This window comes from Rhodococcus sp. BP-316, assembly GCF_019836105.1.
Lineage (GTDB): Bacteria > Actinomycetota > Actinomycetes > Mycobacteriales > Mycobacteriaceae > Rhodococcoides.
Window position 1 is genome coordinate 167,140 of sequence record NZ_JABUEE010000006.1, and the last position, 21,681, is coordinate 188,820.

Genomic DNA, 21,681 nt, shown 5'->3' on the forward strand with positions numbered 1-21,681 from the left:
ACGCCGGTCATCCCAGAACTCGCTGCGTCCACTTCTCCGGCGCCTCGATCTCGGAGAGCAGCGGCAACGTGTCCGCGTCGGTCCACACGGTGTTGAAACGCTCCATGCCGACCTGGCCGACGACGGCGTCGACGAACGCCTTGCCGCGGACGTACTGCGCCATCTTCGCGTCCATCCCGAGCAGCGCGCGGATCACGCGCTGCACCGGGTTCTGCTTCCGCGTGCGACGGGCGTCGAAGGCCTTGCGGATCGCCGAGACCGACGGCACCACCGCGGGACCCACCGCGTCCATCACGTGGTCGGCATGGCCTTCGAGCAGCGTTCCGAGCACCAGCAGACGATCGAGTGCCTCCTGCTGCGCGGGTGCCTGCGTCGCCCGGAGCAGACCGATGATGCCGCCGTCGCCGCCGTCCTGCCCGCGGGACCGCACCGCCGCCGCGAGGCGTCCCACGACGTCGGCCAGGGGCTCGTCCGCGCCGCCCTGCAGCGTGGTGACGTTGTCCTTCATGTAGCCCGCGAGCCACGGCGACGACGAGAACTGCACGCGGTGCGTCACCTCGTGCAGACACACCCACAGTCGGAAGTCGCTGGGCCGCAGGCGAAGCGATCGCTCCACGGACACGATGTTCGGGGCCACCAGCAACAGCGTTCCGTCCGGACCGGTGAAGGGGTCGTACTGCCCGAGAATGGCCGTCGACAGGAACGCCAGCATCGCGCCCGCCTGCACGCCGCCGGGCTTGCCGCCGAGGAACGAACTGTCGTCGCCGTCGGAATCACTGACCAGGTGCCGCATCGACTCGGACGCGGCGGCGATCCACTCCGGCCGATCGAGCACGCGCGCCGCCGGGACGGGCAGACCGTCGGCGAGTCCCGTGACCTCGCGCACGGGGCCCTCGGCGCGTACCGACGCGTCGGCCAGTTCGCGCAGCGCCGCGTCGGCGGTGTACCGCGACGTCTTCGGCCCCCGTGGTGCGAGCCGGGCACCCGTCCGGGCCGCCAGACCCCAATCGATCACACCAGTGTCGGACATGCCCTCACCCCTGTTCTCTCTCGGAATCGACCGGTCAGGTGCAGCCGCAGGAGCGGAGCGTCGACGCGAGTGCGTCCAGGGCCGGACGACCGACCTCGGGCGGCCTGTCGTTGGACATCAACGCGAACGTCAACACCCGGCCGCTCTCGTCGGTCACGTATCCGGCCAACGCACTGGCGGTCGAGAGCGTTCCCGTCTTGGCGCGCAGCCACCCCGCGGCCGTGCGGTCACCCGACGCGTAGCGGGCGGCGAGCGTGCCCGTGGCACCGGCGACGGGCAGGTAGTCGAGCATCGGCCGCAGGTTCTCGGTGCCGGACCCGGCGGCCCGCGTGACGAGCGCGCCCAGCACCCGGGCAGGGATGAGATTGTCGACGGAGAGTCCGCTGGTGTCCTCGAGCGTGACTCCGGTGACGTCGACGCCGTTCTTCTGCAGTGTCTCCAGGACGGCGTCCGTGGCCCCGTCGAACGACGCGGGCCGGCCCACCTCCTCGGCGATCTCGCGACCGACGGCCTCCGCGAGCACGTTGTCCGAGAACCCCAACATCTGCCCGAGCCGCTGCCGCAGAGGCGCGGACTGCACCGTCGCGAGAGATCCGGCACCGGACTGCGCGCGACCGTCCGTCACGACGGCCGGGTCCAGGCCGAGAGCACGCGCCAACGCCCTACCGGCGTCGAGACCGGGAGTGGCGCTGCGCGGCGACTCGTCGACCGTCGGCACCGAGCGACCCCCGTCGAGGGTGATCGGTTCGATGGGTGCGATGTATCCGGCGGCCACGTCGCCGGGGAACCAGCCCTGCGCCTGCGCAGGCCCCGAGTACGCGCCGCCGTCCACGGCGATGGACGTGACGGTCGTGCCGGACCTGCGGATCTGTTCGGCGAGGTCGTCGATGCGGGCTCCCCCGTCGTAGAACCCGGGTCGTCCGACCGGCTCCGCCGTGAGCGTGGGGTCGCCGTCACCGACGAGCACCACCTGACCGGCCGCGTCGCCCGCCACGACCTTGGTGGTCACACGGTGGTCGGCCGGCAGCGCCATCATGGCGGCCGCGGCCGTGAGGATCTTGGTGGTCGACGCCGGCGTCATGGGGGTGTCCGCATCGGCGCTCCACAACACCTCGCCGGTGATCGCGTCCGCGACGGATCCGGTGAAGCGGCCCAGATCGGGATTGCGCAGGGGTGCGGCGAGCACCGCCTCGAGGCCCGCCGGGCTCGGTTTCGGCGCGTCGGGTGAGACCGGAACCACCTGCGGGGCGGGCAGAACGGGCGACGGCTCGGGTGAGGTCGCCACGGGTGTCGAGTCCTCGGAGAGCGTGGGGGTGATCAGCGCGACGCCGACGATCGCCAGCACGAGCACCACGACCGAGGCTCCGATCAGCAGCACGCGCGTGCGTAACGGCGTGCCGGACGGCCGCTTCCCTGAGCTCACGTCTCTCCTCCACTCGCGGGTCCGTGGCCGTTCTCCGGCGATGCACCTCTCCTCGCACCCTATCGACGCGGCCGGTTACTGTCTGACCACCGGCGCGTCCTTCGATGCGCCCGACAGACGACTGCACGACAGTACGTGGCCGCCGAGCAGGTAGCCGGGCCACCGAGCAAAGGACAGTGGACGTGAAGTTCGACGTGACCATCGAGATCCCCAAGGGTCAGCGCAACAAGTACGAGGTCGACCACGAGTCCGGGCGAGTGCGCCTGGACCGCTACCTCTACACGGCGATGGGCTACCCCGCGGACTACGGCTTCATCGAGAACACCCTCGGTGAGGACGGCGATCCGCTCGACGCGTTCGTCCTGCTGCCGGAGTCCGTGTTCCCCGGCGTCCTCGTCGAGGCCCGCCCCGTGGCGATGTTCAAGATGGTCGACGAGGCCGGCGGCGACGACAAGGTGCTGTGCGTCCCGGCGGGCGATCCGCGGTGGGACCACATCCAGGATCTCTCGGACGTCTCGCAGTTCGAGCTCGACGCGATCGAGCACTTCTTCCTGCACTACAAGGATCTCGAGCCGAACAAGCACGTCACCGGGTCCAACTGGGTCGGCCGCGCCGAGGCCGAGGCGGAGTTCGAGGCATCGGTCGAGCGCCTGAAGAACCAGGGCGACCACTAGAGACCGTCGGAAACCCGGATGCGGTGCTGTCCGCTGATAGCATCGCATCCGCGGTCCCCCGGGCCGTGTCAGGACGAACGAGCCACGACGTAAGGGTGCGGTACCACCGATGAGTGACGCTGTGAGCGACCGGAGAAATCCCACGTCCGAGGCGGTCTCGACCACGACGCAGTTCCCGTCACTGCCGGTGACCGTCGTGCTCGACCGCATTCCGTTGGCCGTCCTCGCCGTCGAGCCCGGCGGCACGGTCGTCTTCGCCAACGAGGCCTTCGACGAACTGATGGGCTTCGACGAGGAGTCCCCCCGGTCGAACGAGACCCTCACACTGCAGGACATCTTCCCGGCCAACGAACCGCTCGGAGTCAACATCGCCGAGACGTTCCTGACCACCGTCGCCACCCGCGCCGACTCGCTCTGGCGCATGACGGACTCGAAGGGCGACATCCTCCAGGTCCGGGCGAGCAAGTCGATCCTGCGTCGCGCTGAGGACTCGGTGGTGCTCGTCGTCCTCGAGGACTTCACCGATCAGCTGTGGAACGACCCGAAGAGCGCCTTCCGCTGATCGGGCCGTTCCACCAGGGTCTCTACTACTTGCCCTGGAACGACGCGGGGCGCTTCTCGAACACCGAGGTGATGGCCTCCGTCAGATCCTCGGACGGCAGGAAAGCAGCGTTCCACGCGGCGACGTAGCGCAGCGAATCCTCCACTGCCGCAACGCGACCGTGGTCGAGAACCGCCTTGATCCCATGCACCACGAGAGGCGGGTTCGCCGCGATCTCGGTGGCCGTGGCACGCGCTGCGGCGAGCACGGCCTCCGCGTCGTCGAACACGTCGTTGACCAGACCGATCTGCTGCGCCCGGGCACTGTCGATGTCCTTTCCGGTCAACGCGAGTTCGCGAAGATGACCGTCGCCGATGATCGCGGGTAGACGGGCGAACGACCCCATGTCCGCCACGATGGCGACCTTCACCTCGCGCACACTGAACTTCGCGTCCGTGCTGGCGTAGCGGATGTCGGCGGCCGAGATGAGATCGATCCCACCGCCGATGCACCACCCCTGCACGGCGGCCACCACGGGCTTGCGGCAGTCGGCCACCGCGTTGATCGACGCCTGCATGCGCTTGATCATGTCGTGGAACGTGCTGCGCGGACCGGCCTGTGCCTTGTCCCCCATGACCGCACCGAAATCGCCTGCCATGGCGGGCAGGTCGAGACCGTAGCTGAAGTTGCGGCCCGAGCCGGCGAGCACGATGGCGCGTACCTCGGGGTCCGCGTCGAGCGCGGAGAAGACGAGAGGCAGTTCCGACCAGAAGTCGGGACCCATCGCATTGCCCTTGTTCGGGCCGATGAGGGTCACCGTCGCGACATGGGCGTCGGTCGTCACCGTGAAGGCTTTCCACGCATCCGTGTGTGTCATCCGGTCAGGATAGCCAGCGCTCCCGCTCACCGGATGTCCCGGCGGCGTGGACTGACTATCCTGCGACCATGACGCGGATCCACCATCCCGCTGCGGCACACGTGTCGGACGTTCTGATCGCCCGAGGTCATCACGGCGTGATCGTGACGCAGTCCGAGCCGACGCACACGGCGCGTCAGGCCGCGGCGGTGAGCGGGGTTCCGCTCGGTGCCGTCTGCAAGTCGCTGGTGTTCCTGCTCGACGACGACCCGGTGTTGCTGCTGGTGTCGGGTTCACACAACGTGGACCTCGATGCCACCGGTCGACGTCTCGAGGGCACGCTGACCCGCGCACCGATCGACGTGGTCGAACACGCCACCGGGCAACCGGTGGGCGGGATCGCTCCCGTGGGCCACCCGACGAATCTGCCGACGTTCGTCGACACGGCGCTGGAACGCTTCGAACGGCTGTGGGCTGCAGCGGGTCACCCCGCGACCCTCTTCCGCACGACCTACCCCGAACTGCTGCGCATCACCGCCGGGCTCGCTGTGGACATGGGCCCCGAGACCCGCGAGGGCTGAGCCTCAGGACGCGCGCAGACGCCGAACCTCCAGGGCGGGCACCACCTCGGTGGTGATCGCCCGGACGACGGACTCCCGCGTCTGCTCCACCACCGGACGCAGGGTCACGCCGTCCGCCACGTCGACCGTCACGATGTCGGCGACAAGGCCTGCGAGACCCGACGCGGTCCCGACGTACTGCAGCGTGCCGGGGCGAGGCTTGCTGTCCGACGCCAGCACCTCGCGGCGGGCGGTCCGGGCGTCGGCGGCGATGTGCACGTCGATGTCCACCACGACACGAGCACCGGGGTGCTCGGCCTTGAGGGTCGCGTAGCGGCTCTGGGCCTCGGAGAGATCGGCGGCGGAGAACCGGACGACGTCCGGGGAGGTACCGGAGACGCCGTCGAGGAAGACGAGGGAGTCGGAAGACACCGTGGTCATGAGTTGTCCAGTCAGTCGTGGGTGCAGCGGAGGCTGTGGGGTGAAGTGAGTCGCACGATCACCGGACCGGACAGGCGGTCGAGGTCGCACGGCAGAGGTCGACGTGTCGTCGACCCCACAACCTGCTCCTCGTCATGATGCTGATGCTAACGATCCGGTGGTGACGCGATCCCGCAGTGAGAGGCACGTCACACGCACCGCCTCCACGAACCGGTCGACATCGTCGGCGGTGGTCCCCAGCCCGATGCTCGCCCGCACGGCACCGTCGGCCGCGCCGACCCGCGAGAGGAGGGGGTGGGCGCAGAACTTCCCGGCCCGCACCGCGATGCCGTGATCGTCGGCCAGCGCGGTGGCGAGTGCACCCGCGTCGACACCGTCTACGGTGAAGGACACGATGCCGACGATGTCGGCGGAGTCGCTCCACAGGCGGAGGACCGACACACCGGCCAGAGCGGTGAGCCCGCCGAGCAGGGCGTCCGTGCACTCCTGATCGTGAGTGGCGATGGCACCGTGGCCGATCGCGCCGATCTCGTCGCACGCCGCGGCGATCGCGACGGCGCCGAGGAGATTGGGTGTGCCGGCCTCGTGCCGCGCCGGGGACGGCGCCCAGTCGATGTCGACCGACGCACCGAGGACGGACACGTGCCGGGTGGCTCCACCGCCCGCGAGGTACGGCTCGGCCACATCGAGCCAGTCACGCCGTCCCACGAGCACTCCCGCTCCGAAGGGCGCGTACAGCTTGTGACCACTGAAAGCCAGGTAGTCGATGCCCGCCGCGGTGATGTCCACGGCGCGGTGCGGAACGAGTTGCGCACCGTCGACGAGGATGCGGGCACCGTGTCGGTGCGCCAGATCCGCGAGTCGATCGAGGGGCAGGACCTCGCCCGTCACGTTGGAGGCACCCGTGACGGCAAGCAGCGCAGCAGGTCTCGACGCGAGTTCGTCGCCGAGGCGAGTCAGAGTCTCCTCGACCGAGTCCGCCGATCGCACCACCCGGCGGTTCCGCCACGGCAGCAGATTCGCGTGATGCTCGATGTCCAGCACCACCGTGTCCCCGGGAACGCAGCCCGCCAGGAGATTCAGCGCGTCGGTGGTGTTCCGCGTGAACACGACCACGTCGTCGGGATCCGCGCCGCAGAAGCGGTGCACCGTGTTCCGGGCGGACTCGTACTCCCGGGTGCAGACCTGCGACTTGTGGCCGGCGCCGCGGTGCACACTCGCGCAGTGCGGCAACACCTCTCGTACTCGCTCGACCACCGCGTCGAGCGCGGGAGCGCTGGCCGCGTAGTCGAGATCGATGCTGCGAGTGGTGCGGCCGTCGGCACACGTCACCTGCTGGTCGCGGCCGTGCACGGATGCGATCGGGCGCTGCAGAACTGTGGTCATGATGAATCCCTCCGTCGAGGGATCGACGCACGGCACGAGGGCCGCGATCTGACGAGAGGCGTCGATCCGCGCTTGCCGCCTCCGTCGTCGGAGCGCGGCCAGGTCGTCACCCGGAGCACCCCACCGCGGAGGAGGGTTGCCGACCAGCGAGCCGGGGCTTGATGCTGGTACTCGTGACCTGGAAGCAGGATGGCAAACGGTCGCCCGAGTTGTCAACCGGTTCGCCGCACGCGCGCCTGGTCGGCGGAGTTGTTCACCAACCCGCAAACTGGGCGTGCAATAACGTGTCGTCACACCCGCCAGCGTTCCGTCGTCCCTGTTCGATGCGAGAGGCCGTTCGTCTTGTCACTGCAGACCCGTGTTCCCGAGGCCTACCTCCGTTCCTCCGTGGCGGCCCCGGTGCGCACCCTCGTCGACATCCTCGAGGACACCGCGCGGGCATTCCCTGATGCGCCGGCCATCGACGACGGCGACACCACCATCAGTTACAGCGAACTGCTCGACAACATCGACGAGGGCGCTCGGTGGCTGTCCCGACACGGCGTCTGCGCCGGCGATCGCGTCGGGGTCCGCATGCCGTCGGGCAGTTACTCGCTCTACGCGGCCATCCTGTCGGTCATCGCCGCCGGTGCGGCCTACGTCCCGGTGGACGTCGACGACCCGGACGAGCGGGCCGAGCTGGTGTTCTCGGAGGCCGGCGTCACCGCGATCATCGCGGACGGCGGCGTCACCCGAACCGACACCGCGGGGACCGGGCGCGCGGTCGGCCATCCCACACCCGACGACGACGCCTGGGTCATCTTCACCTCGGGCTCGACCGGCAAGCCCAAGGGCGTCGCGGTGAGCAATCGCAACGCGGCGGCGTTCGTGGACGCCGAGGCACGACTGTTCCTGCAGGACCGACCCATGGGCCCGGGCGATCGAGTGCTGGCGGGGCTCTCCGTGGCGTTCGACGCGTCGTGCGAGGAGATGTGGCTCGCCTGGCGCAGTGGCGCGTGCCTCGTTCCCGCGCCTCGCTCCCTCGTGCGCAGTGGCATGGACCTCGGCCCCTGGCTCGTCGCACGTGACATCAGCGTGGTGTCGACGGTGCCGACCCTGGCGGCGCTGTGGCCTCGCGAAGCGCTCGAGGACGTCCGGTTGCTCATCTTCGGCGGCGAGGCCTGCCCGCCGGATCTCGCTGAGCGACTCGCTGTTCCGGGCCGCGAGGTCTGGAACACCTACGGGCCCACCGAGGCCACCGTCGTCGCCTGCGCCGCTCTCATGGACGGTGTCGGACCGGTGCGCATCGGGCTGCCGCTCGACGGATGGGACCTCGCCGTCGTGGGCCCGGACGAGGAGCCGGTCGCGGTGGGCGAGGTGGGTGAGCTCGTCATCGGTGGCGTCGGCCTCGCGCGTTACCTCGATCCGGTGAAGGACGCCGAGAAGTACGCTCCCATGGCGACTCTCGGATGGGACCGCGCCTACCGCAGCGGCGATCTCGTGCGGCTCGAGCTCGAGGGGCTGCTCTTCCAGGGCCGCGCCGACGATCAGGTGAAGGTCGGCGGGCGCCGCATCGAGCTCGGTGAGGTGGACAACGCCCTGCAGGCCCTCCCCGGTGTGAGCGGCGCAGCCGCCGCAGTGCGGACCACCGGCTCCGGAACACCCGTGCTGGTGGGCTATCTCGCCAGCACCGACCCGGACTTCGACCTCGTCCGCGCGCGCGAGCTCCTCGCGGAACAGCTTCCCGCCGCGATGGTTCCGCGTCTCGCACTCGTCGACGAACTGCCCACCCGCACCTCCGGCAAGGTCGACCGCGCGGCTCTGCCGTGGCCGCTGCCCAAGCGTGGTTCGACTCCGGACGACGCCTCTCTCGCCGGGACCGCCGGCTGGGTGGCCGAGCTGTGGAGCGACGTGCTGGGCGCCGAGATCGAATCGCTGGACGCGGACTTCTTCGCTGCCGGTGGCGGATCGCTCTCGGCCGCACTGCTCGTGACTCGATTGCGCGAGCGTTTCCCCGAGATCACGGTCGCGCAGCTCTACGACCATCCGCGACTCGGCTCGCTCGTCGCGTTGCTCGACTCGCTCGTCCCCCCGCCGGTGACCGAGAAGCGCATCGTCGTCCCCACACCCCGGACGGCCCAGGTGGTGCAGGTCCTCGCGACCCTGCCGCTGACGACGCTGACCGGGCTGCAGTGGGTGACCTGGCTCGGCATCATGGCGAACACGTTCAGCTGGTTCGCTCCCCGCCCCTGGCTGCCGACGGTGTCCTGGTGGTGGCTCGCGCTCGGGTTCCTGCTGTTCGTGACGCCCGTGGGCCGGATGGCGATCTCCGTCGCCGGATCACGGCTCCTCATGCGCGGCGTCACGGAGGGCGCCCATCCGCGCGGCGGCAGCGTGCACCTCCGGCTGTGGACCGCCAACCGGTTGACCGACGCCAGCGGTGCCTCGAACCTGTCGGGCGCGCCGTGGATGGTCTACTACGCCCGCGCACTCGGTGCGACGGTCGGCCGCGACGTCGATCTGCACACCCTGCCTCCGGTGACCGGCATGCTGACTCTCGGTGACGGATGCTCGCTCGAGCCGGAGGTCGATCTGTCCGGCTACTGGATCGACGGCGACGTCGTGCACATCGGCTCGATCGAGGTCGGCGCCGGCGCCACGGTGGGTGCGCGGTCGACCCTGCTCCCCGGAGCCAGGATCGGCCGCCGCGCCGAGATCACTGCGGGATCGGCCGTCTCCGGCAAGGTCAAGGCCGGTCAGCAGTGGTCCGGCTCGCCCGCCGCGAAGGTCGGCAAGGCGATGCACCCGTGGCCGGACGAGGCGCCGCCGCGCGGTCGCGGCTGGGTGCCCGTCTACGGCGTGACGTCGCTGTTGCTGTCGGGACTTCCCCTCCTGTCCATTGCTGCGGGCCTGCTCCTCGTCGCCGTCGGAGTCGCGCACGCGACCACCCTGCCCGGTGCGATCGGCCTCGGGCTGGCGCTGCTCGCTCCCGCCACCGCGGTGTCGTTGCTCGTCTTCGCAGCGGTCACGCTCGTGTCCGTGCGGTTGCTGTCGATCGGGCTGATTCCCGGCCACCACGCGGTACGCAGTCGCATCGGCTGGCAGGTGTGGGCCACCGAACGCCTGATGGACTCGGCCCGTACGTTCCTCTTCCCGCTCTACGCGAGTCTGCTCACTCCGGGATGGCTCCGGCTGCTCGGCGCGACCATCGGCAAGGACGTGGAGGCGTCGACGGTCCTGATGGTCCCGAAGTTCACGACAGTCGGCGACGGTGCCTTCCTGGCGGACGACACCATGATCGCCAGCTACGAGCTCGGCGGCGGCTGGATGCTGCTCGGCGAGGCCAAGGTGGGCAAGCGTGCGTTCCTCGGCAACTCCGGCATGGCGGCCGCGGGTCGACGCGTGCCGAAGAACGGCCTCGTCGCCGTGCTGTCGGCCGCACCCGCCAAGGCGAAGTCGGGATCGTCGTGGCTCGGCAGCCCGCCGGTGCGCCTGCGCCGAGCGCCCAACTCGTCCGACACCACCCGCACCTTCGACCCGCCGCGGCGACTCAAGATCGCCCGCGCCGTGGTCGAGACCTGTCGACTCGTGCCCGTCGTCGTGTCGTTCGGCATCGGGTTCGGCGTCCTCGCCGCCCTGACCTGGATCGCCGGGACGCTGGGCTACTGGGCCGCCGCCCTGCTCAGCGGCGTCGTGTTGCTGATCGCCGGCGCCGTCGCGGCCGGAATCTCCGCCGTCGCCAAGTGGTCGCTTGTCGGCCGCATCGGTGCGGTGGAGCACCCGCTGTGGAGTTCGTTCGTGTGGCGCAACGAAGTGGCCGACACGTTCGTCGAGGTCGTCGCCGCCCCGTGGTTCGCCCGCGCCGCCGAGGGAACCCCGGTGCTGAACCTGTGGCTGCGCTGGCTCGGCGCCCACATCGGGAAGGGAGTCTGGTGTGAGACCTACTGGCTGCCGGAGGCCGACCTCATCACGCTCGGCGACGGTGCCACCGTCAACAGAGGGTGCGTCGTGCAGACACATCTGTTCCATGATCGGATCATGAGCATGGACACGGTGAGTTTGGGGGCGGGAGCCACGCTGGGCCCGCATTGCGTCGCACTGCCCGCAGCGGGAATCGGGGCGGGTGCCACGGTCGGACCGGCCTCGCTGGTCATGCGCGGCGACACCGTCCCCGAGTCGAGCCGGTGGCAGGGCAACCCCATCGCACCCTGGACCGAGAAGTGATGCCGGACTCTCCCATCGACCCGTACCTGCCGCAGAACGGCAACCGCGGGTACTCGGTCGAGCGATACGCCCTCGACCTCGAGTACAAGGTGCAGTCGAACCGCCTGTCCGGCAAGGCCGTCGTGCATGCGGTGGCCACCCGGTCGATCACCAAGTTCTCACTCGACATGGGTCCGGCCCTCACCCCGTCCAAGGTGAGTGTCGCCGGAATGCGCGGTGTCCGGTTCACCCATCGGGGCGGCAAGCTGACGGTCACGCTGCAGCGTGCCATCGACGAGGGCGCCTCCTTCACGGCCACCGTCGCCTACAGCGGCAACCCCGCACCGATCCGCAGCGTGTGGGGCGAGGTCGGGTGGGAGGAGCTCACCGACGGCGCCCTCGTCGCGAGCCAACCCAACGGCGCCGCATCGTGGTTCCCGTGCGACGACCATCCCAGTTCCAAAGCGGCGTACACCATCTCGATCACCGCCGACTCCCCGTACCACGTCGTCTCGAACGGCACACTGACGCGGAAGTACGTGAAGTCCTCGCGCACCACCTGGGTGTACGACCAGCCCGAACCGATGGCCTCGTACCTCGCGACCGTGCAGATCGGACAGTACGAGAAGCACCGGGTCAGCGACTCCCCCGTGCCGATCGACGCGATCCTGCCGGCGCGTCTGCGCCAGAACTTCGATCACGACTTCGGCCGTCAGCAGCAGATGATGGAGACGTTCGTCGAGTCGTTCGGGCCCTATCCGTTCGAGTCGTACTCCGTCGTCGTCGCCGACGACGAGTTGGAGATCCCCGTCGAGGCACAGACGCTGTCGATCTTCGGCGCCAATCACTGTGACGGCGACCGCGAGTACGAGCGACTCGTCGCCCACGAACTGGCGCACCAGTGGTTCGGCAACAGCCTCACCATCGCGCGGTGGAGCGACATCTGGTTGCACGAGGGCTTCGCCTGCTACTCCGAGTGGATCTGGTCGGAGAGCTCGGGCGGACCGTCCGCCCACCAGGAGGCCACCCGCGCACACAGCCGCCTGTCGTCCCTGCCGCAGGACATCGTGCTGGGAGATCCAGGACCGGAGGACATGTTCGACGACCGCGTGTACAAGCGCGGAGCCCTTGCCCTGCACGCACTTCGGCGCACCATCGGCAACGCGGCGTTCTTCGATCTGATCCGCGAGTGGACCACGACCTTCCGCCACGCCACCGTGGCGACGTCGGACTTCGTCGGGTTGGCGAAGCAGTACGGCAGCACCGACGAGTTCTGGGAGTCCTGGCTCGAGAAGAAGCGGCTACCCCGACTGCCCTGACGGCAGGTGCGACCGCGTTCTCGTCGCGACGAGCGCCAATGACACCGCGGCGAGAACCGCACCGGCCGTGAACAGTTCGGGATAGGTGATCGCGTCGGGGAACTCCTGCACGAGCAGCGCCAGAATCGCCGGCACCGCGAAGCCGAGGTAGGTCACCGAGTAGAACACCGCGGTGAGTCCGGCCAGATCACGCGGTCCCGCGATGCGCTGCACCTCCTGCAGGCCCGACACCATCGCCATGCCGTAGCCGCACCCGAGCACCGCGGCGGCGAGCAGCGCCATCGGGATCGTCAGCACGTCGGCGGCGACCGAGACCAGCACCATGCCGACGACGATGATGCCCAGCGCGACCAGGACGGCGCGCGCACTCGACGCGGTGTCGATGCGTCGGCCGACGGCCTGGATGGCGAAGCCGGACGACAGCGCGACCACACCGAGCAGTGCGGAGAACGCGATGGGGAACGCGCCGGAGTGGTCGGCCATCAGACCGGGCAGCACTGCGTACGCGACGCTGGCCGCGCCGAAGACCCACGGCGCCATGGGAAGAACGACGGACACGAACCGACGGTGACCCGCCGACGGGATACGCAGATCGGACAGCAACGAGGCGCCGTCCACCGCACGCGCTCGCGTCTCGGGCACCCCGAGCAGGGCCACGGTGGCCAGTGCTGCCAACGCGACGTGCACCAGGTACGGCAGCACCTCGGGCCACGGCGCCCACTGCGCGAGCACCCCGGCGACCCCTGCGCCCGTGGCGAATCCGCCCGTGAGCGACATGGCGGCACGGCGGGCACCCGAGCCGTCCGCGGACAGCTCCTTCAACCAACTGCCGCCGACGGCCATACCCAGCCCCAACGCGATGCCGCTGAGCACGCGGCCGGTCGCGAGGATCGGGGCCGAGTGCGCGCCGAGGGCGATGACGAGAGATCCCGCGGCGGCGACGGCCGGCGCGGGCACCATGAGCGGCCGCCGTCCGTAGCGATCCGAGAGCGGGCCCCCGATCAGCAGGGCCGGCACGATGCCGACGACGTAGGCGAAGAGGAACACGTCGACGACGACGGGTGAGAAGCCGTGACCCTCGCGGTACATCACGAGGAGCGGCGTGAACTCGTTGCCGCCCCAGGCGACGGCGAGCATGCCGAGCGCCACGGGCAGCCAGGTGCGGGTGGTGGTCGTGCGGTCGAGAACGGTCATGGTGGGGTCCTTCAGCGGATTCCACGCGGCAGCGCGTGCGTGGCTGCCATGTGGAGGGAGAGGGCGTCGTCGTACGCGGCGACGTCGCCCTGCTCGACGAGTGCGGTGAGACGGGTGTGGTCGCCGATGATCGACGCCAACACGTCCGGATTGCGCGCCACGGAGTTCGCGGTCATGCGGCGCTGCCGGTCGCGCAATCCTGAGTAGAAGGTCGACAGCAGCGGGTTGTCCCCGTGCGTGACGACGATGGTGTGGAAGTCTGCGTCCTCGGCAGCGAAGCCGAGGGAGTCGCCCGCCTCCGCGAGAACGCGCTGCCGGTCGAGGCTCTCCCGCATCTGTGCGGCAGCGGAGGCCCGGCTGCCCGGATCCTGTGCGAACGCCTCGAGCGATCCGGTCTCGACGAGTCGACGGGCGGCGACGAGATGGGTGGCCTCGTCGGGGGCGACGGGAACCACGAGGGCCCCGCGCTTGGGGTAGAGCCGCATCCATCCTTCGGCCGCGAGCCTGAGGAAGGCCTCACGGACCGGGGTGCGGCTGGTGCCGGTGCGCTCGGCGATCTGCCCCTCGCTGATCAGCTCCCCGCCCGGCAGCTCGCCGGAGACGATGAGCTCCTTGACCGTCGCGTACGCCCGGTCGGACGACGTCTCGGTTGCATCTGTGTTGCGCACATCTTGTATCTAAGCAGTCGGTACACCGCGTTGCCAGGTGTGTGTGACGGGCATTACGCGGTACGCGCTGCTCGCCGCACCGCAGTTCGCCACCCGCACCCCTGATCGCGGGTGCACCGAACGATCCGAGGAGCGCGGCCGGGCGCAGCGCCCGGTTCTCTGCGCACCGTGGAAGGTGCGCGCGGCGACGAGCGGTGCGCCCGGCGAAGCTAGAGCGCACCGCAGTTCGCCACCCGCACCTCAGATCGCGGGTGCGCCGAACGATCCGCGGAGCGCGGGCGCAGCGCTACAGAACCGAGGTGTCGAGATCCAGCGTCGTACGGTCCAGGTTCTCGAGCAGGTCGAACTGCGGGCCCGTCTTGGGGAGCTCGTACCGGAAGAAGTACTGCGCCGCGACACGCTTGCCGTCGTAGAAGGCGCCTTCCTTGTCGCCGATCGCGCGGAGCTGGTCGAGCCAGAGCCACGCGACGACCACGTGACCGGTCGCCTCGAGGTACGCGGACGAGTTGGCCAGCGCCACCTCGGCGCCGCCCTGACCCCACAGCGTGCCGGTGACGGCCACGAGGCGATCCACTGCCGCTCGCAGGGCGTCGGCGTACTCGCCCGACATCGCGTCGATGGTCTCCGTGATGGTCTCGACGAGGAGCTGGAGCCCTCGGCCGCCCTGCGCGACGACCTTGCGTCCGAGGAGGTCGAGGCCCTGGATGCCGTTCGTTCCCTCGTGGATGGGGTTGAGGCGGTTGTCGCGGTAGAACTGCTCGACGTTGTAGTCGCGGGTGTAGCCGTACCCGCCGTGCACCTGGATCGCGAGGTTGTTGGCCTCGAGGCACCACTGCGACGGCCACGCCTTGGCGATGGGGGTGAGCACGTCGAGGAGGAACCCGGCGCGATCCGCCGAGTCCTGCTCGCCGGTGATCTGCTCGTCGACCAGCCGGGAGCAGTACAGACCCAGGGCCAGACCGCCCTCGACGTAGGACTTCTGCGCGAGCAGCATGCGACGCACGTCGGAGTGGTCGATGATCGGCACCTGCGGGGCAGCCGGATCCTTGTCACCGACGGGCCGGCCCTGTGCACGGTCCCGGGCGTACGCCACCGAGTGCAGGTAGCCGGTGTAGCCCAGCGCGGTCGCGCCCATGCCGACGCCGATGCGCGCCTCGTTCATCATCTTGAACATGTACGACAGGCCCTTGTGCGGCTCGCCGACGAGATAGCCTGTGGCGCCGCCGTTCTCGCCGAACGCGAGGAGCGTGTTGGTGGTTCCGCGGTACCCCATCTTGTGGTTCAGGCCGACGAGGTTCACGTCGTTGCGCTCGCCCAGCGACCCGTCCGCGTTCACCAGCGTCTTGGGAACGACGAAGAGCGAGATGCCCTTCACGCCCGCCGGACCGCCGGGGATCTTGGCGAGGACGAGGTGCACGATGTTCTCACCGAGTTCGTGCTCGCCGCCCGAGATCCACATCTTGGTTCCGGTCACCGCGTAGGTGCCGTCACCCTGCTCGACGGCCTTGGTGGTGATGTAGGCGAGCGACGATCCGGCACCGGGCTCGGACAGGCACATGGTCCCGTGGAAACGGCCTTCGAGCATGGGCCGGACATAGGCGTCGACCAACTCCTCGCTGCCGTACTCGATGAGGAGATTGGCGTTGCCGATCGTGAGGAAGGGATAGGTCGCGGTGCCGGTGTTCGCGGCCTGGAACCACGCGAGCGACGCCTTCGACACCGTGGTCGGCAGCTGCATGCCGCCGAGCGAGTCGTCGAACTGCCCGGAGATGAGGCCGGCGTCGTTGAACACCTTCAGCGCCTGCTCTACCTCGGGAATCAGGACGACCTTGCCGTCCTCGCCGACGTGCGGCTCGTTCGCGTCCGCCTTCTTGTTGTGCGGCGCGAAGTGCTTCACCGCGATCTGCTCGCTGAGCTCCATCACCGCGTCGAACGTCTCCCGGGAATGATCGGAGAAGCGCTTCCGCTCGGTCAACGACTCGACGTCGAGCCATTCGTAGAGGAGGAACTCGAGATCGCGACGAGACAGAACGAGGTGCGCGGGAACATCAGCAGCAGAGGACATGCTTCGAGACTAATACCGCCTAGTAGTTCTGTGTCTCGAGCGCGAGCAGAAGCTGCTTGGCGGCCTCACCGCCGGCGTAACGACCGGGCGTTCCGTCCGACCGCACCACGCGATGACATGGGATGACCAGGGGCAGCGGATTGCGCGCGCAAGCCGATCCCACGGCGCGGACGGCCTTCGGGCTGGCCGTCTCCGCGGCCACGGCGGCGTAGCTCCGGGTCTCGCCGTAGGGGATGCGCTGGAGATGCGTCAGGACGTCGCGACGGAACCCTGCAGCGAGGCGCAGATCCAGGTCGACGTCGACGACGCGGGACGTCCCGGCGAAGAACGCGTCGAGCCCGCGGACCACCGGGTCGAGCCGGGCCGGCGCTCGGAGCACCCGCGGACTGACGCGGGTGGCCAGCGTCTGCAGGACCGTGTCGTGGTTCTCGACGTCGAAGGCCACGCGCACGACACCTCGCTCGGTGGCCGCCACGAGGAGCGTGCCGACGGGTGAGTCGAGGGTGCGGTACGCGACGTCGAGCAGTCCTTCCTCGGCGGCACGGTGCGTCAGTCGCTCGTGGAGCGCGGTCAGTTCGGCGGCGGTGGTCACAGCAGCTCACTCCTCGTGGTCGTGCGGCGTAGCGTCGCGATGCCGTCGGCACATGCACGCCGGGCGGCGGTGGTCGAATTACCCAGCAGCGCAGCGACGTCCGCATGAGGGAGCCCACCGATGTGGTGGTACGCGACGGCCAGTCGCTGAGTGTCGGGCAGGGCCGCGACCGCGGACCACAGGGCGTGGTTCTCGTCGGGCACCATCGTGGCGACGTCCGGAACGGAGTCGGTGGGCACGGGCCGACGAGCTGCCGCGCGATGAACGTCGACGGCCTTGCGGTGCGCGATGGTCACCAGCCAGGCCTGCACGTTCGCGTCCTCGGGCAGGTCGGGGTACGCCCTGAGTGCGGCGAGGAAGGTCTCCGACCACGCGTCGTCGGCGTCGACGGGACCGACCACGGCGCGACAGACCCGCAGCACCACGGGGCCGTGGGTGGCCACGACGGTCTCGAACGGAAGCATCACGATCAGTAAACGCGTGAGGGCGGCGGAACGTGAGAATCGACGGGATCGCGAGGTGCACCGAGCTGCGTGCACACCCCCTGCGTCAACCGCACACCCCCTCCAGCCTGCGGCAACGGGTGTTCACCACACGCCGGCCGTGTGCACACCCCTTCCAGCCGGCCACCGCACCAGCGCGCGCACTCCGACACTCAGCAGGGGCTGGGGACCCGATCGGCGTAGGACCGGTCGAGCCCGCGCTGCACCATCCACAGTGCGCGGGGGTCGGTGGTCAGTTCCATGTGCCCGGCGGTGTTGCTCGGGCAGCCGTCCTGCACCCAGACGTTGTCCACGGTCGCGCCCGGGCCCGCGGCGAGGAAGGTGTTCTCGGGCGGCGTGGAGACGGTGTCCGCGCGGGTGGCGATCACGGTGTAGTCGACCCCCGGGACGGTGTCGCCGCCCGCGTTGAGCACGTCGAGGAACGACGAGCCGACCATCTGCTGGACGAACGACGGTCCGACGGCCGCGGCGGCGACCTCGCCGACCGGCAGTCCGAACTGCTGCGCGAGCGATCCGATGAGCTGCCCCGCCGAGAACGTGGTGCCGTGATTGGTGGCGCCGAGGGTGACGAGGGTGTGCACCGCGTCGGCTCCACCTCCGAACTTCAGGTACTGGCGCGCCACGACACCGCCCTGGGAGTGCCCGACGACGTCCACGTCGGCTGCGCCGGTGCGTGATCGGACGTCGTCGACGAAGGCACGCAGCTCTCGCGCGGACGTGGCGATGTCGTCGCCGCCGTAGGTCTGCAGCAGGTTCTCGCCGGGCTCGGCGCGGTAGCCGTACTCGAGAGTGAAGACGCAGTAGCCCTCCGCCTCGAGCTGAGGAGTGAGGGTGGACCAGGTGTCCGGACCGTCGACCCAGGTGCCGTGCACCAGCACGACGGGACGGGGATGCTCGGGTGAGCAGGAGCCGGCGGTGTCGGCCGCGGCCGGACCGGCGCCGAGAGGTGCGGTGCCCACGGCCACGGCGAGTGCCGTCGCCGCCGTCAGAAGTGCCCGTCTCATGCCCTGATCGTATCCGAGCGTGTTACTGGTGTGACGGATGGGACTCGTCAGTCGCCTTCCGGTCCGAGCGAGATACCGCGGCCGATCAACCACAGTTCGGGATCCACGTGCTTGTCCGCGACGACGGTCTCGAAGTGCAGGTGCGGCCCGGTGGAGTCGCCGCGGTTCCCCATCGTCGCGATCTGCTGCCCCGCCGCGACCCGCTGACCGGCCACCGCGACCAGGGTGTCCACGTGACCGTAGATGGACACGGTGCCGTCGTCGTGTCGCACGCGCACCCACAACCCGAAGCCGCTCGCAGGGCCGGCCTCGATCACCTGGCCGTCCGCCACCGACAGGATCGGTGTGCCGATCGGGCCGGCGATGTCGATGCCGTTGTGCATCGTTCCCCACCGCGGGCCGAAACCGGACGTGTACGTGCCGCGAGCCGGCGAGGCGTAGCTGCCGATACGGGCGCCGATCACGGCCGGCGGCAGCTCGTACAGTCGGCGATCCTTCTCCTCGGCGCTCGCCGCCGTCGAGAGCACGGCGATCGCGGCCGCGTACTCCTCCTCCGCCGTGGCGCGGTTGACCTTCGCGATCTGGCGCAGCGGGCCCAGGTTGCGCTCCGGTTCCGCCAGGAAGCTCGGCCGCAGGTCCGCAGCGGGAGCGGCGACCGCCCCGACGGCCGGTTCCTCGGCCGTCGGCCGGGCCAGGTGGAACACGAGCACCGCGACGGCGAGCACGAGCACGATGGCCAGTGCCTGCGCCGAGACGGTCCGCACCGGAACGGTCGCAGGCGTCGTCACGGGCGGCCGATCGGCCGCCTGTGAGCGCGAGAGCAACTGAACCACCGGAGGAACGCTACCGCTCGGTAAGTCCTCCCGGACCGAGATTCACCGCGCCGGTCGACGCATCAGTCCCCGAGGCGGAGCGGGGCGATGCTCTCGAAGACGTCGCCCGGCCCGGGATTGTCCGGATGTGTCGATCCGCCGAGGTGGTTCATGACTCCCCACACCGCGTTGAGCGCGGTCTGGATGGCGCCCTCGGCCCATCCCGCCGTCCACGAGATGTCGTCGCCGGCGAGGAAGATCCCGCGATGCCGGGGGGCGAGCTCGTCCTGCACGAAGTGCGAGAACAGGCGTTCCTGATAGCGATAGTGGCCGGGCAGGTTGGCCTTGAAGGCACCCATGAAGTGTCGCTCGGTCTCCCACGACAGCGTCACCGGATCGGAGACGATGTGGCTGCGGAAGTCCACCCCGGGATAGATCTCCTCGAGCGATCCCAGCATCAGCGTCAACCGCTCGTCGGGTGAGAGCGGCAGCAGCTTCAGCGAGTCGTCGCTCCACGTGTACGACAGACAGATCACGCCGGGCCGATCGTCGCCGTGATCGAGGAGATACGTTCCCCGACTCAACCGGTCGGTGAGGGTCATGCTGACCAGTTCCCTCCCCGTCTCGGGGTCGACGTCCTTCCAGAACGGTCGGTCCACGAGCACGAACACCTTGGTCGACCCCATGTAGTGGGTGCGTTCGACGGCCGTCCAGTGATCGATGGGCAGCAGGTCGTCGTCGGTGTCGATCGTGTTGAGGAGCATCCAGCTCTGCGCGGTCACGACGACCGAGGCGAACTCGTCCGTCCGGCCCGAGGAGTCGGTCACCGCGAAGGTGTGGTCGCCGGTGGCGTCGTCGGTCCGTCGCCGGATCTCCGTGACACCCGGGCGGGGTGTGCCGCCGTGCAGCGACGCGACCGAGGTGCCCGCCGGCCAGTGCGCCGCGTCCGACACGGCCTCCGACCACAGACCACGTGGCAGGCGGCTGGATCCGCCGACGATGCCGCGGTGGTGATCGTCCGCCTCCGTGGCCACGACGCGCAGGATCTCGAGTATCGAGTTCGGGAAGTCGGTGTCCCAGCCACCGGTGCCGAAACCGACCTGCCCGAACAGCTCTCGACGCGCGAACGACGCGAAGTGGGGGGATCCGACGAGGAACCCGTAGAACGTCGTGTCGTCGAGTCGCACCACGAGGTCGTTCCAGATGCGCTTCACCGCCGCCGCGTCCCGAGCGCGGATGGCGCGCTGGAGAGGGACGAGTTCGGACTGTTCCTCGAGCGTGCGCTGCCACGCCCTGGCCACCTCGGCGTACTCGTCGGGGAGATCGGTCAGCTGCCGCGCGTAGTGACTGGTGCCCTTGAGGTCGATGACGGTGCTGGGCGTCGCCTCGGCGAGCGGGTTGGGGAACGGGGTGGTCTCGATGCCGAGGTGGTCGAGGTAGTGGAACAGGGCGGTGGACGACGGCGGGAACCGCATCGCGCCCATCTCGGCGACCGTGTCCTCGTGCCCCTCGAACGGGACCGAGTGCATGCGGCCGCCGATCCACCCCGCCTCGTACACCACGGGTTCGAGTCCCATCCGCAGCAGCTCCCGGGCGGCGACGGTACCGGCGAGACCGGCACCGACGATGGCGACGCGGGTGCCGCGGCGCTCCGGAGGGACCGACCCGAGCCCGGCCGGGTGCGCGACGAAATCGTCGTAGGCGAAGGGGAAGTCGGGGCCGAACATGGTGACCGGCTGCTCACGGTCCCCTGCTGATCGCTCGTGGACCGAGCTGTCGGGAGTGACGGGCGTGGTCATGGGGTCGTCTCGATTCTGGTTCTGTCGTGGCGGGAGGGCAGGGACGGCGTCAGGACCCACAGCACCGTGGTGTCGACCTCCGCGCGGAAGCTGTGCCGACGACGAGGATCGAAGGTGAGCGCGTCACCGTCGTCGAGTTGCACGGTGCGCTCGTCGAGCGTCAGGATCAGCCGACCGGTGAGCACCAGGACGAACCCGACCTCGGCCGGCAGTTCGTACGACTCGTCGCCGCTGCCTCCTCCGCGCTCGATCCTGCCGTGGATGACCTGCACGCGCTGTTCGCCCGCCGGGGTCAGCAGGTACTCCGTCTGGGCATGACCCCCGAGGGCGATCGGGGGGTACTCGCCGGCGCGGACGACGTCGCCGTGCGGAACGTCGTCGAACAGCGACCCCATGGGAATCTCGAGCGCGTCGCACCAGCGCACCAGGACGGCGACGGACGCGGACGCGCGGTCGTTCTCGACCTTGGACAGGTAGCCCTTGGTCACACCGACGGTCGACGCGAGCGCGTCGAGAGTGAGACGACGGGCGGCCCGGGCCTCCCGCAGCCGGTTTCCGATGGTGGACACGCCGCGATCATGCCCTGCTCCGCGTCAGGAAACAAGTGTTGACCAACCGCCTGAAGTGAGGAA

At 69.6% G+C, this 21,681-nt stretch carries 19 protein-coding genes and 1 riboswitch; of the genes, 5 read left to right on the forward strand and 14 right to left on the reverse strand.

Features of this window, described 5'->3' with window-relative positions:
* Window positions 1-7: 7 nt before the first annotated feature.
* Window positions 8-1,030: a zinc-dependent metalloprotease gene (locus HQ312_RS13415; RefSeq protein ID WP_027506478.1), complete on the reverse strand. Its 1,023-nt coding sequence runs from the start codon at window positions 1,028-1,030 to the stop codon at window positions 8-10.
* 34 nt (window positions 1,031-1,064) lie between these two features.
* Entirely contained in the window at window positions 1,065-2,453 is a 1,389-nt protein-coding gene (gene dacB / locus HQ312_RS13420; RefSeq protein ID WP_308123888.1) for a D-alanyl-D-alanine carboxypeptidase/D-alanyl-D-alanine-endopeptidase, read from the reverse strand.
* Window positions 2,454-2,635: 182 nt separating this feature from the next.
* On the opposite strand from dacB, the gene HQ312_RS13425 reads away from it, so the two are divergent.
* Both HQ312_RS13425 and HQ312_RS13430 read left to right on the forward strand, forming a co-directional pair.
* On the forward strand, window positions 2,636-3,127 hold the full coding sequence (locus HQ312_RS13425; RefSeq protein WP_027506480.1) for an inorganic diphosphatase: 492 nt from the start codon (window positions 2,636-2,638) through the stop codon (window positions 3,125-3,127).
* Between the two features lie 109 nt (window positions 3,128-3,236).
* Window positions 3,237-3,689, forward strand: coding sequence for a histidine kinase (locus HQ312_RS13430; RefSeq protein WP_027506481.1), 453 nt, complete (start codon window positions 3,237-3,239; stop codon window positions 3,687-3,689).
* 25 nt (window positions 3,690-3,714) lie between these two features.
* Here HQ312_RS13430 and HQ312_RS13435 read toward each other — a convergent pair whose 3' ends face one another.
* Window positions 3,715-4,545: a crotonase/enoyl-CoA hydratase family protein gene (locus HQ312_RS13435; protein ID WP_056443536.1), complete on the reverse strand. Its 831-nt coding sequence runs from the start codon at window positions 4,543-4,545 to the stop codon at window positions 3,715-3,717.
* A 68-nt stretch (window positions 4,546-4,613) separates the two neighbouring features.
* Here HQ312_RS13435 and HQ312_RS13440 point away from each other — a divergent pair, with 68 nt between their 5' ends.
* Window positions 4,614-5,105, forward strand: a complete 492-nt coding sequence (locus tag HQ312_RS13440) for a YbaK/EbsC family protein (RefSeq protein WP_222638883.1) — start codon at window positions 4,614-4,616, stop codon at window positions 5,103-5,105.
* A gap of 3 nt (window positions 5,106-5,108) precedes the next feature.
* Here the strand turns inward: HQ312_RS13440 and HQ312_RS13445 are convergent, their stop codons facing one another.
* Both HQ312_RS13445 and HQ312_RS13450 read right to left on the reverse strand, forming a co-directional pair.
* Window positions 5,109-5,525 (reverse strand): hypothetical protein, encoded by a 417-nt coding sequence (locus tag HQ312_RS13445; RefSeq protein ID WP_037186306.1) that lies wholly within the window; start codon window positions 5,523-5,525, stop codon window positions 5,109-5,111.
* Window positions 5,526-5,657: 132 nt separating this feature from the next.
* Window positions 5,658-6,911, reverse strand: a complete 1,254-nt coding sequence (locus tag HQ312_RS13450; protein WP_081821380.1) for an aminotransferase class V-fold PLP-dependent enzyme — start codon at window positions 6,909-6,911, stop codon at window positions 5,658-5,660.
* Window positions 6,912-6,974: 63 nt separating this feature from the next.
* Window positions 6,975-7,090: riboswitch (SAM riboswitch) on the reverse strand.
* A gap of 163 nt (window positions 7,091-7,253) precedes the next feature.
* Here HQ312_RS13450 and HQ312_RS13455 point away from each other — a divergent pair.
* Both HQ312_RS13455 and HQ312_RS13460 read left to right on the forward strand, forming a co-directional pair.
* On the forward strand, window positions 7,254-11,114 hold the full coding sequence (locus tag HQ312_RS13455; protein ID WP_261782288.1) for a Pls/PosA family non-ribosomal peptide synthetase: 3,861 nt from the start codon (window positions 7,254-7,256) through the stop codon (window positions 11,112-11,114).
* On the forward strand, window positions 11,114-12,412 hold the full coding sequence (locus tag HQ312_RS13460) for a M1 family metallopeptidase (RefSeq protein WP_222638885.1): 1,299 nt from the start codon (window positions 11,114-11,116) through the stop codon (window positions 12,410-12,412). Before HQ312_RS13455 ends, HQ312_RS13460 begins: the two co-directional genes overlap by 1 nt.
* On the opposite strand, the gene HQ312_RS13465 is transcribed toward HQ312_RS13460, so the two are convergent.
* The 9 genes from HQ312_RS13465 to HQ312_RS13505 form a co-directional block, all read right to left on the reverse strand.
* A complete protein-coding gene (locus HQ312_RS13465) occupies window positions 12,395-13,606 on the reverse strand; it encodes an MFS transporter (RefSeq protein ID WP_222638886.1) in 1,212 nt (403 codons plus the stop codon). The two genes, HQ312_RS13460 and HQ312_RS13465, sit on opposite strands and share 18 nt — an antisense overlap.
* An 11-nt stretch (window positions 13,607-13,617) precedes the next feature.
* Window positions 13,618-14,274 (reverse strand): GntR family transcriptional regulator, encoded by a 657-nt coding sequence (locus tag HQ312_RS13470; RefSeq protein ID WP_037186307.1) that lies wholly within the window; start codon window positions 14,272-14,274, stop codon window positions 13,618-13,620.
* A 286-nt stretch (window positions 14,275-14,560) separates the two neighbouring features.
* The gene (locus HQ312_RS13475; RefSeq protein WP_222638887.1) at window positions 14,561-16,339 is read right to left on the reverse strand and encodes an acyl-CoA dehydrogenase; all 1,779 of its coding nucleotides are present in this window, start codon (window positions 16,337-16,339) and stop codon (window positions 14,561-14,563) included.
* Window positions 16,340-16,358: 19 nt separating this feature from the next.
* Window positions 16,359-16,931, reverse strand: a complete 573-nt coding sequence (locus HQ312_RS13480; RefSeq protein WP_222638888.1) for a methylated-DNA--[protein]-cysteine S-methyltransferase — start codon at window positions 16,929-16,931, stop codon at window positions 16,359-16,361.
* Window positions 16,928-17,395 (reverse strand): RNA polymerase sigma factor, encoded by a 468-nt coding sequence (locus tag HQ312_RS13485; protein ID WP_027506491.1) that lies wholly within the window; start codon window positions 17,393-17,395, stop codon window positions 16,928-16,930. The genes HQ312_RS13480 and HQ312_RS13485 overlap by 4 nt, the downstream gene beginning before the upstream one ends.
* A gap of 191 nt (window positions 17,396-17,586) precedes the next feature.
* The gene (locus HQ312_RS13490) at window positions 17,587-18,438 is read right to left on the reverse strand and encodes a triacylglycerol lipase (protein ID WP_222638889.1); all 852 of its coding nucleotides are present in this window, start codon (window positions 18,436-18,438) and stop codon (window positions 17,587-17,589) included.
* A 47-nt stretch (window positions 18,439-18,485) separates the two neighbouring features.
* Window positions 18,486-19,271 carry a M23 family metallopeptidase gene (locus HQ312_RS21940; protein WP_308123889.1) on the reverse strand — a complete coding sequence of 262 codons (786 nt, stop codon included), beginning with the start codon at window positions 19,269-19,271 and terminating at the stop codon, window positions 18,486-18,488.
* Window positions 19,272-19,333: 62 nt separating this feature from the next.
* Window positions 19,334-21,049 carry an NAD(P)/FAD-dependent oxidoreductase gene (locus HQ312_RS13500; protein WP_222638890.1) on the reverse strand — a complete coding sequence of 572 codons (1,716 nt, stop codon included), beginning with the start codon at window positions 21,047-21,049 and terminating at the stop codon, window positions 19,334-19,336.
* Entirely contained in the window at window positions 21,046-21,618 is a 573-nt protein-coding gene (locus HQ312_RS13505) for a helix-turn-helix domain-containing protein (protein ID WP_056443515.1), read from the reverse strand. Before HQ312_RS13505 ends, HQ312_RS13500 begins: the two co-directional genes overlap by 4 nt.
* Window positions 21,619-21,681: the final 63 nt, after the last annotated feature.

Excerpts from the sequence above, each read along its gene's own strand:
- HQ312_RS13500 (WP_222638890.1), bottom strand. The coding sequence starts at position 21,049 with ATGACCACGCCCGTCACTCCCGACAGCTCGGTCCACGAGCGATCAGCA.
- HQ312_RS13460 (WP_222638885.1), top strand. The coding sequence starts at position 11,114 with ATGCCGGACTCTCCCATCGACCCGTACCTGCCGCAGAACGGCAACCGC.
- HQ312_RS13450 (WP_081821380.1), bottom strand. The coding sequence starts at position 6,911 with ATGACCACAGTTCTGCAGCGCCCGATCGCATCCGTGCACGGCCGCGAC.
- HQ312_RS13490 (WP_222638889.1), bottom strand. The coding sequence starts at position 18,438 with ATGAGACGGGCACTTCTGACGGCGGCGACGGCACTCGCCGTGGCCGTG.
- HQ312_RS13415 (WP_027506478.1), bottom strand. The coding sequence starts at position 1,030 with ATGTCCGACACTGGTGTGATCGATTGGGGTCTGGCGGCCCGGACGGGT.
- HQ312_RS13475 (WP_222638887.1), bottom strand. The coding sequence starts at position 16,339 with ATGTCCTCTGCTGCTGATGTTCCCGCGCACCTCGTTCTGTCTCGTCGC.
- HQ312_RS13430 (WP_027506481.1), top strand. The coding sequence starts at position 3,237 with ATGAGTGACGCTGTGAGCGACCGGAGAAATCCCACGTCCGAGGCGGTC.
- HQ312_RS13485 (WP_027506491.1), bottom strand. The coding sequence starts at position 17,395 with ATGCTTCCGTTCGAGACCGTCGTGGCCACCCACGGCCCCGTGGTGCTG.
- HQ312_RS13445 (WP_037186306.1), bottom strand. The coding sequence starts at position 5,525 with ATGACCACGGTGTCTTCCGACTCCCTCGTCTTCCTCGACGGCGTCTCC.
- HQ312_RS13440 (WP_222638883.1), top strand. The coding sequence starts at position 4,614 with ATGACGCGGATCCACCATCCCGCTGCGGCACACGTGTCGGACGTTCTG.
- HQ312_RS13465 (WP_222638886.1), bottom strand. The coding sequence starts at position 13,606 with ATGACCGTTCTCGACCGCACGACCACCACCCGCACCTGGCTGCCCGTG.
- HQ312_RS13435 (WP_056443536.1), bottom strand. The coding sequence starts at position 4,545 with ATGACACACACGGATGCGTGGAAAGCCTTCACGGTGACGACCGACGCC.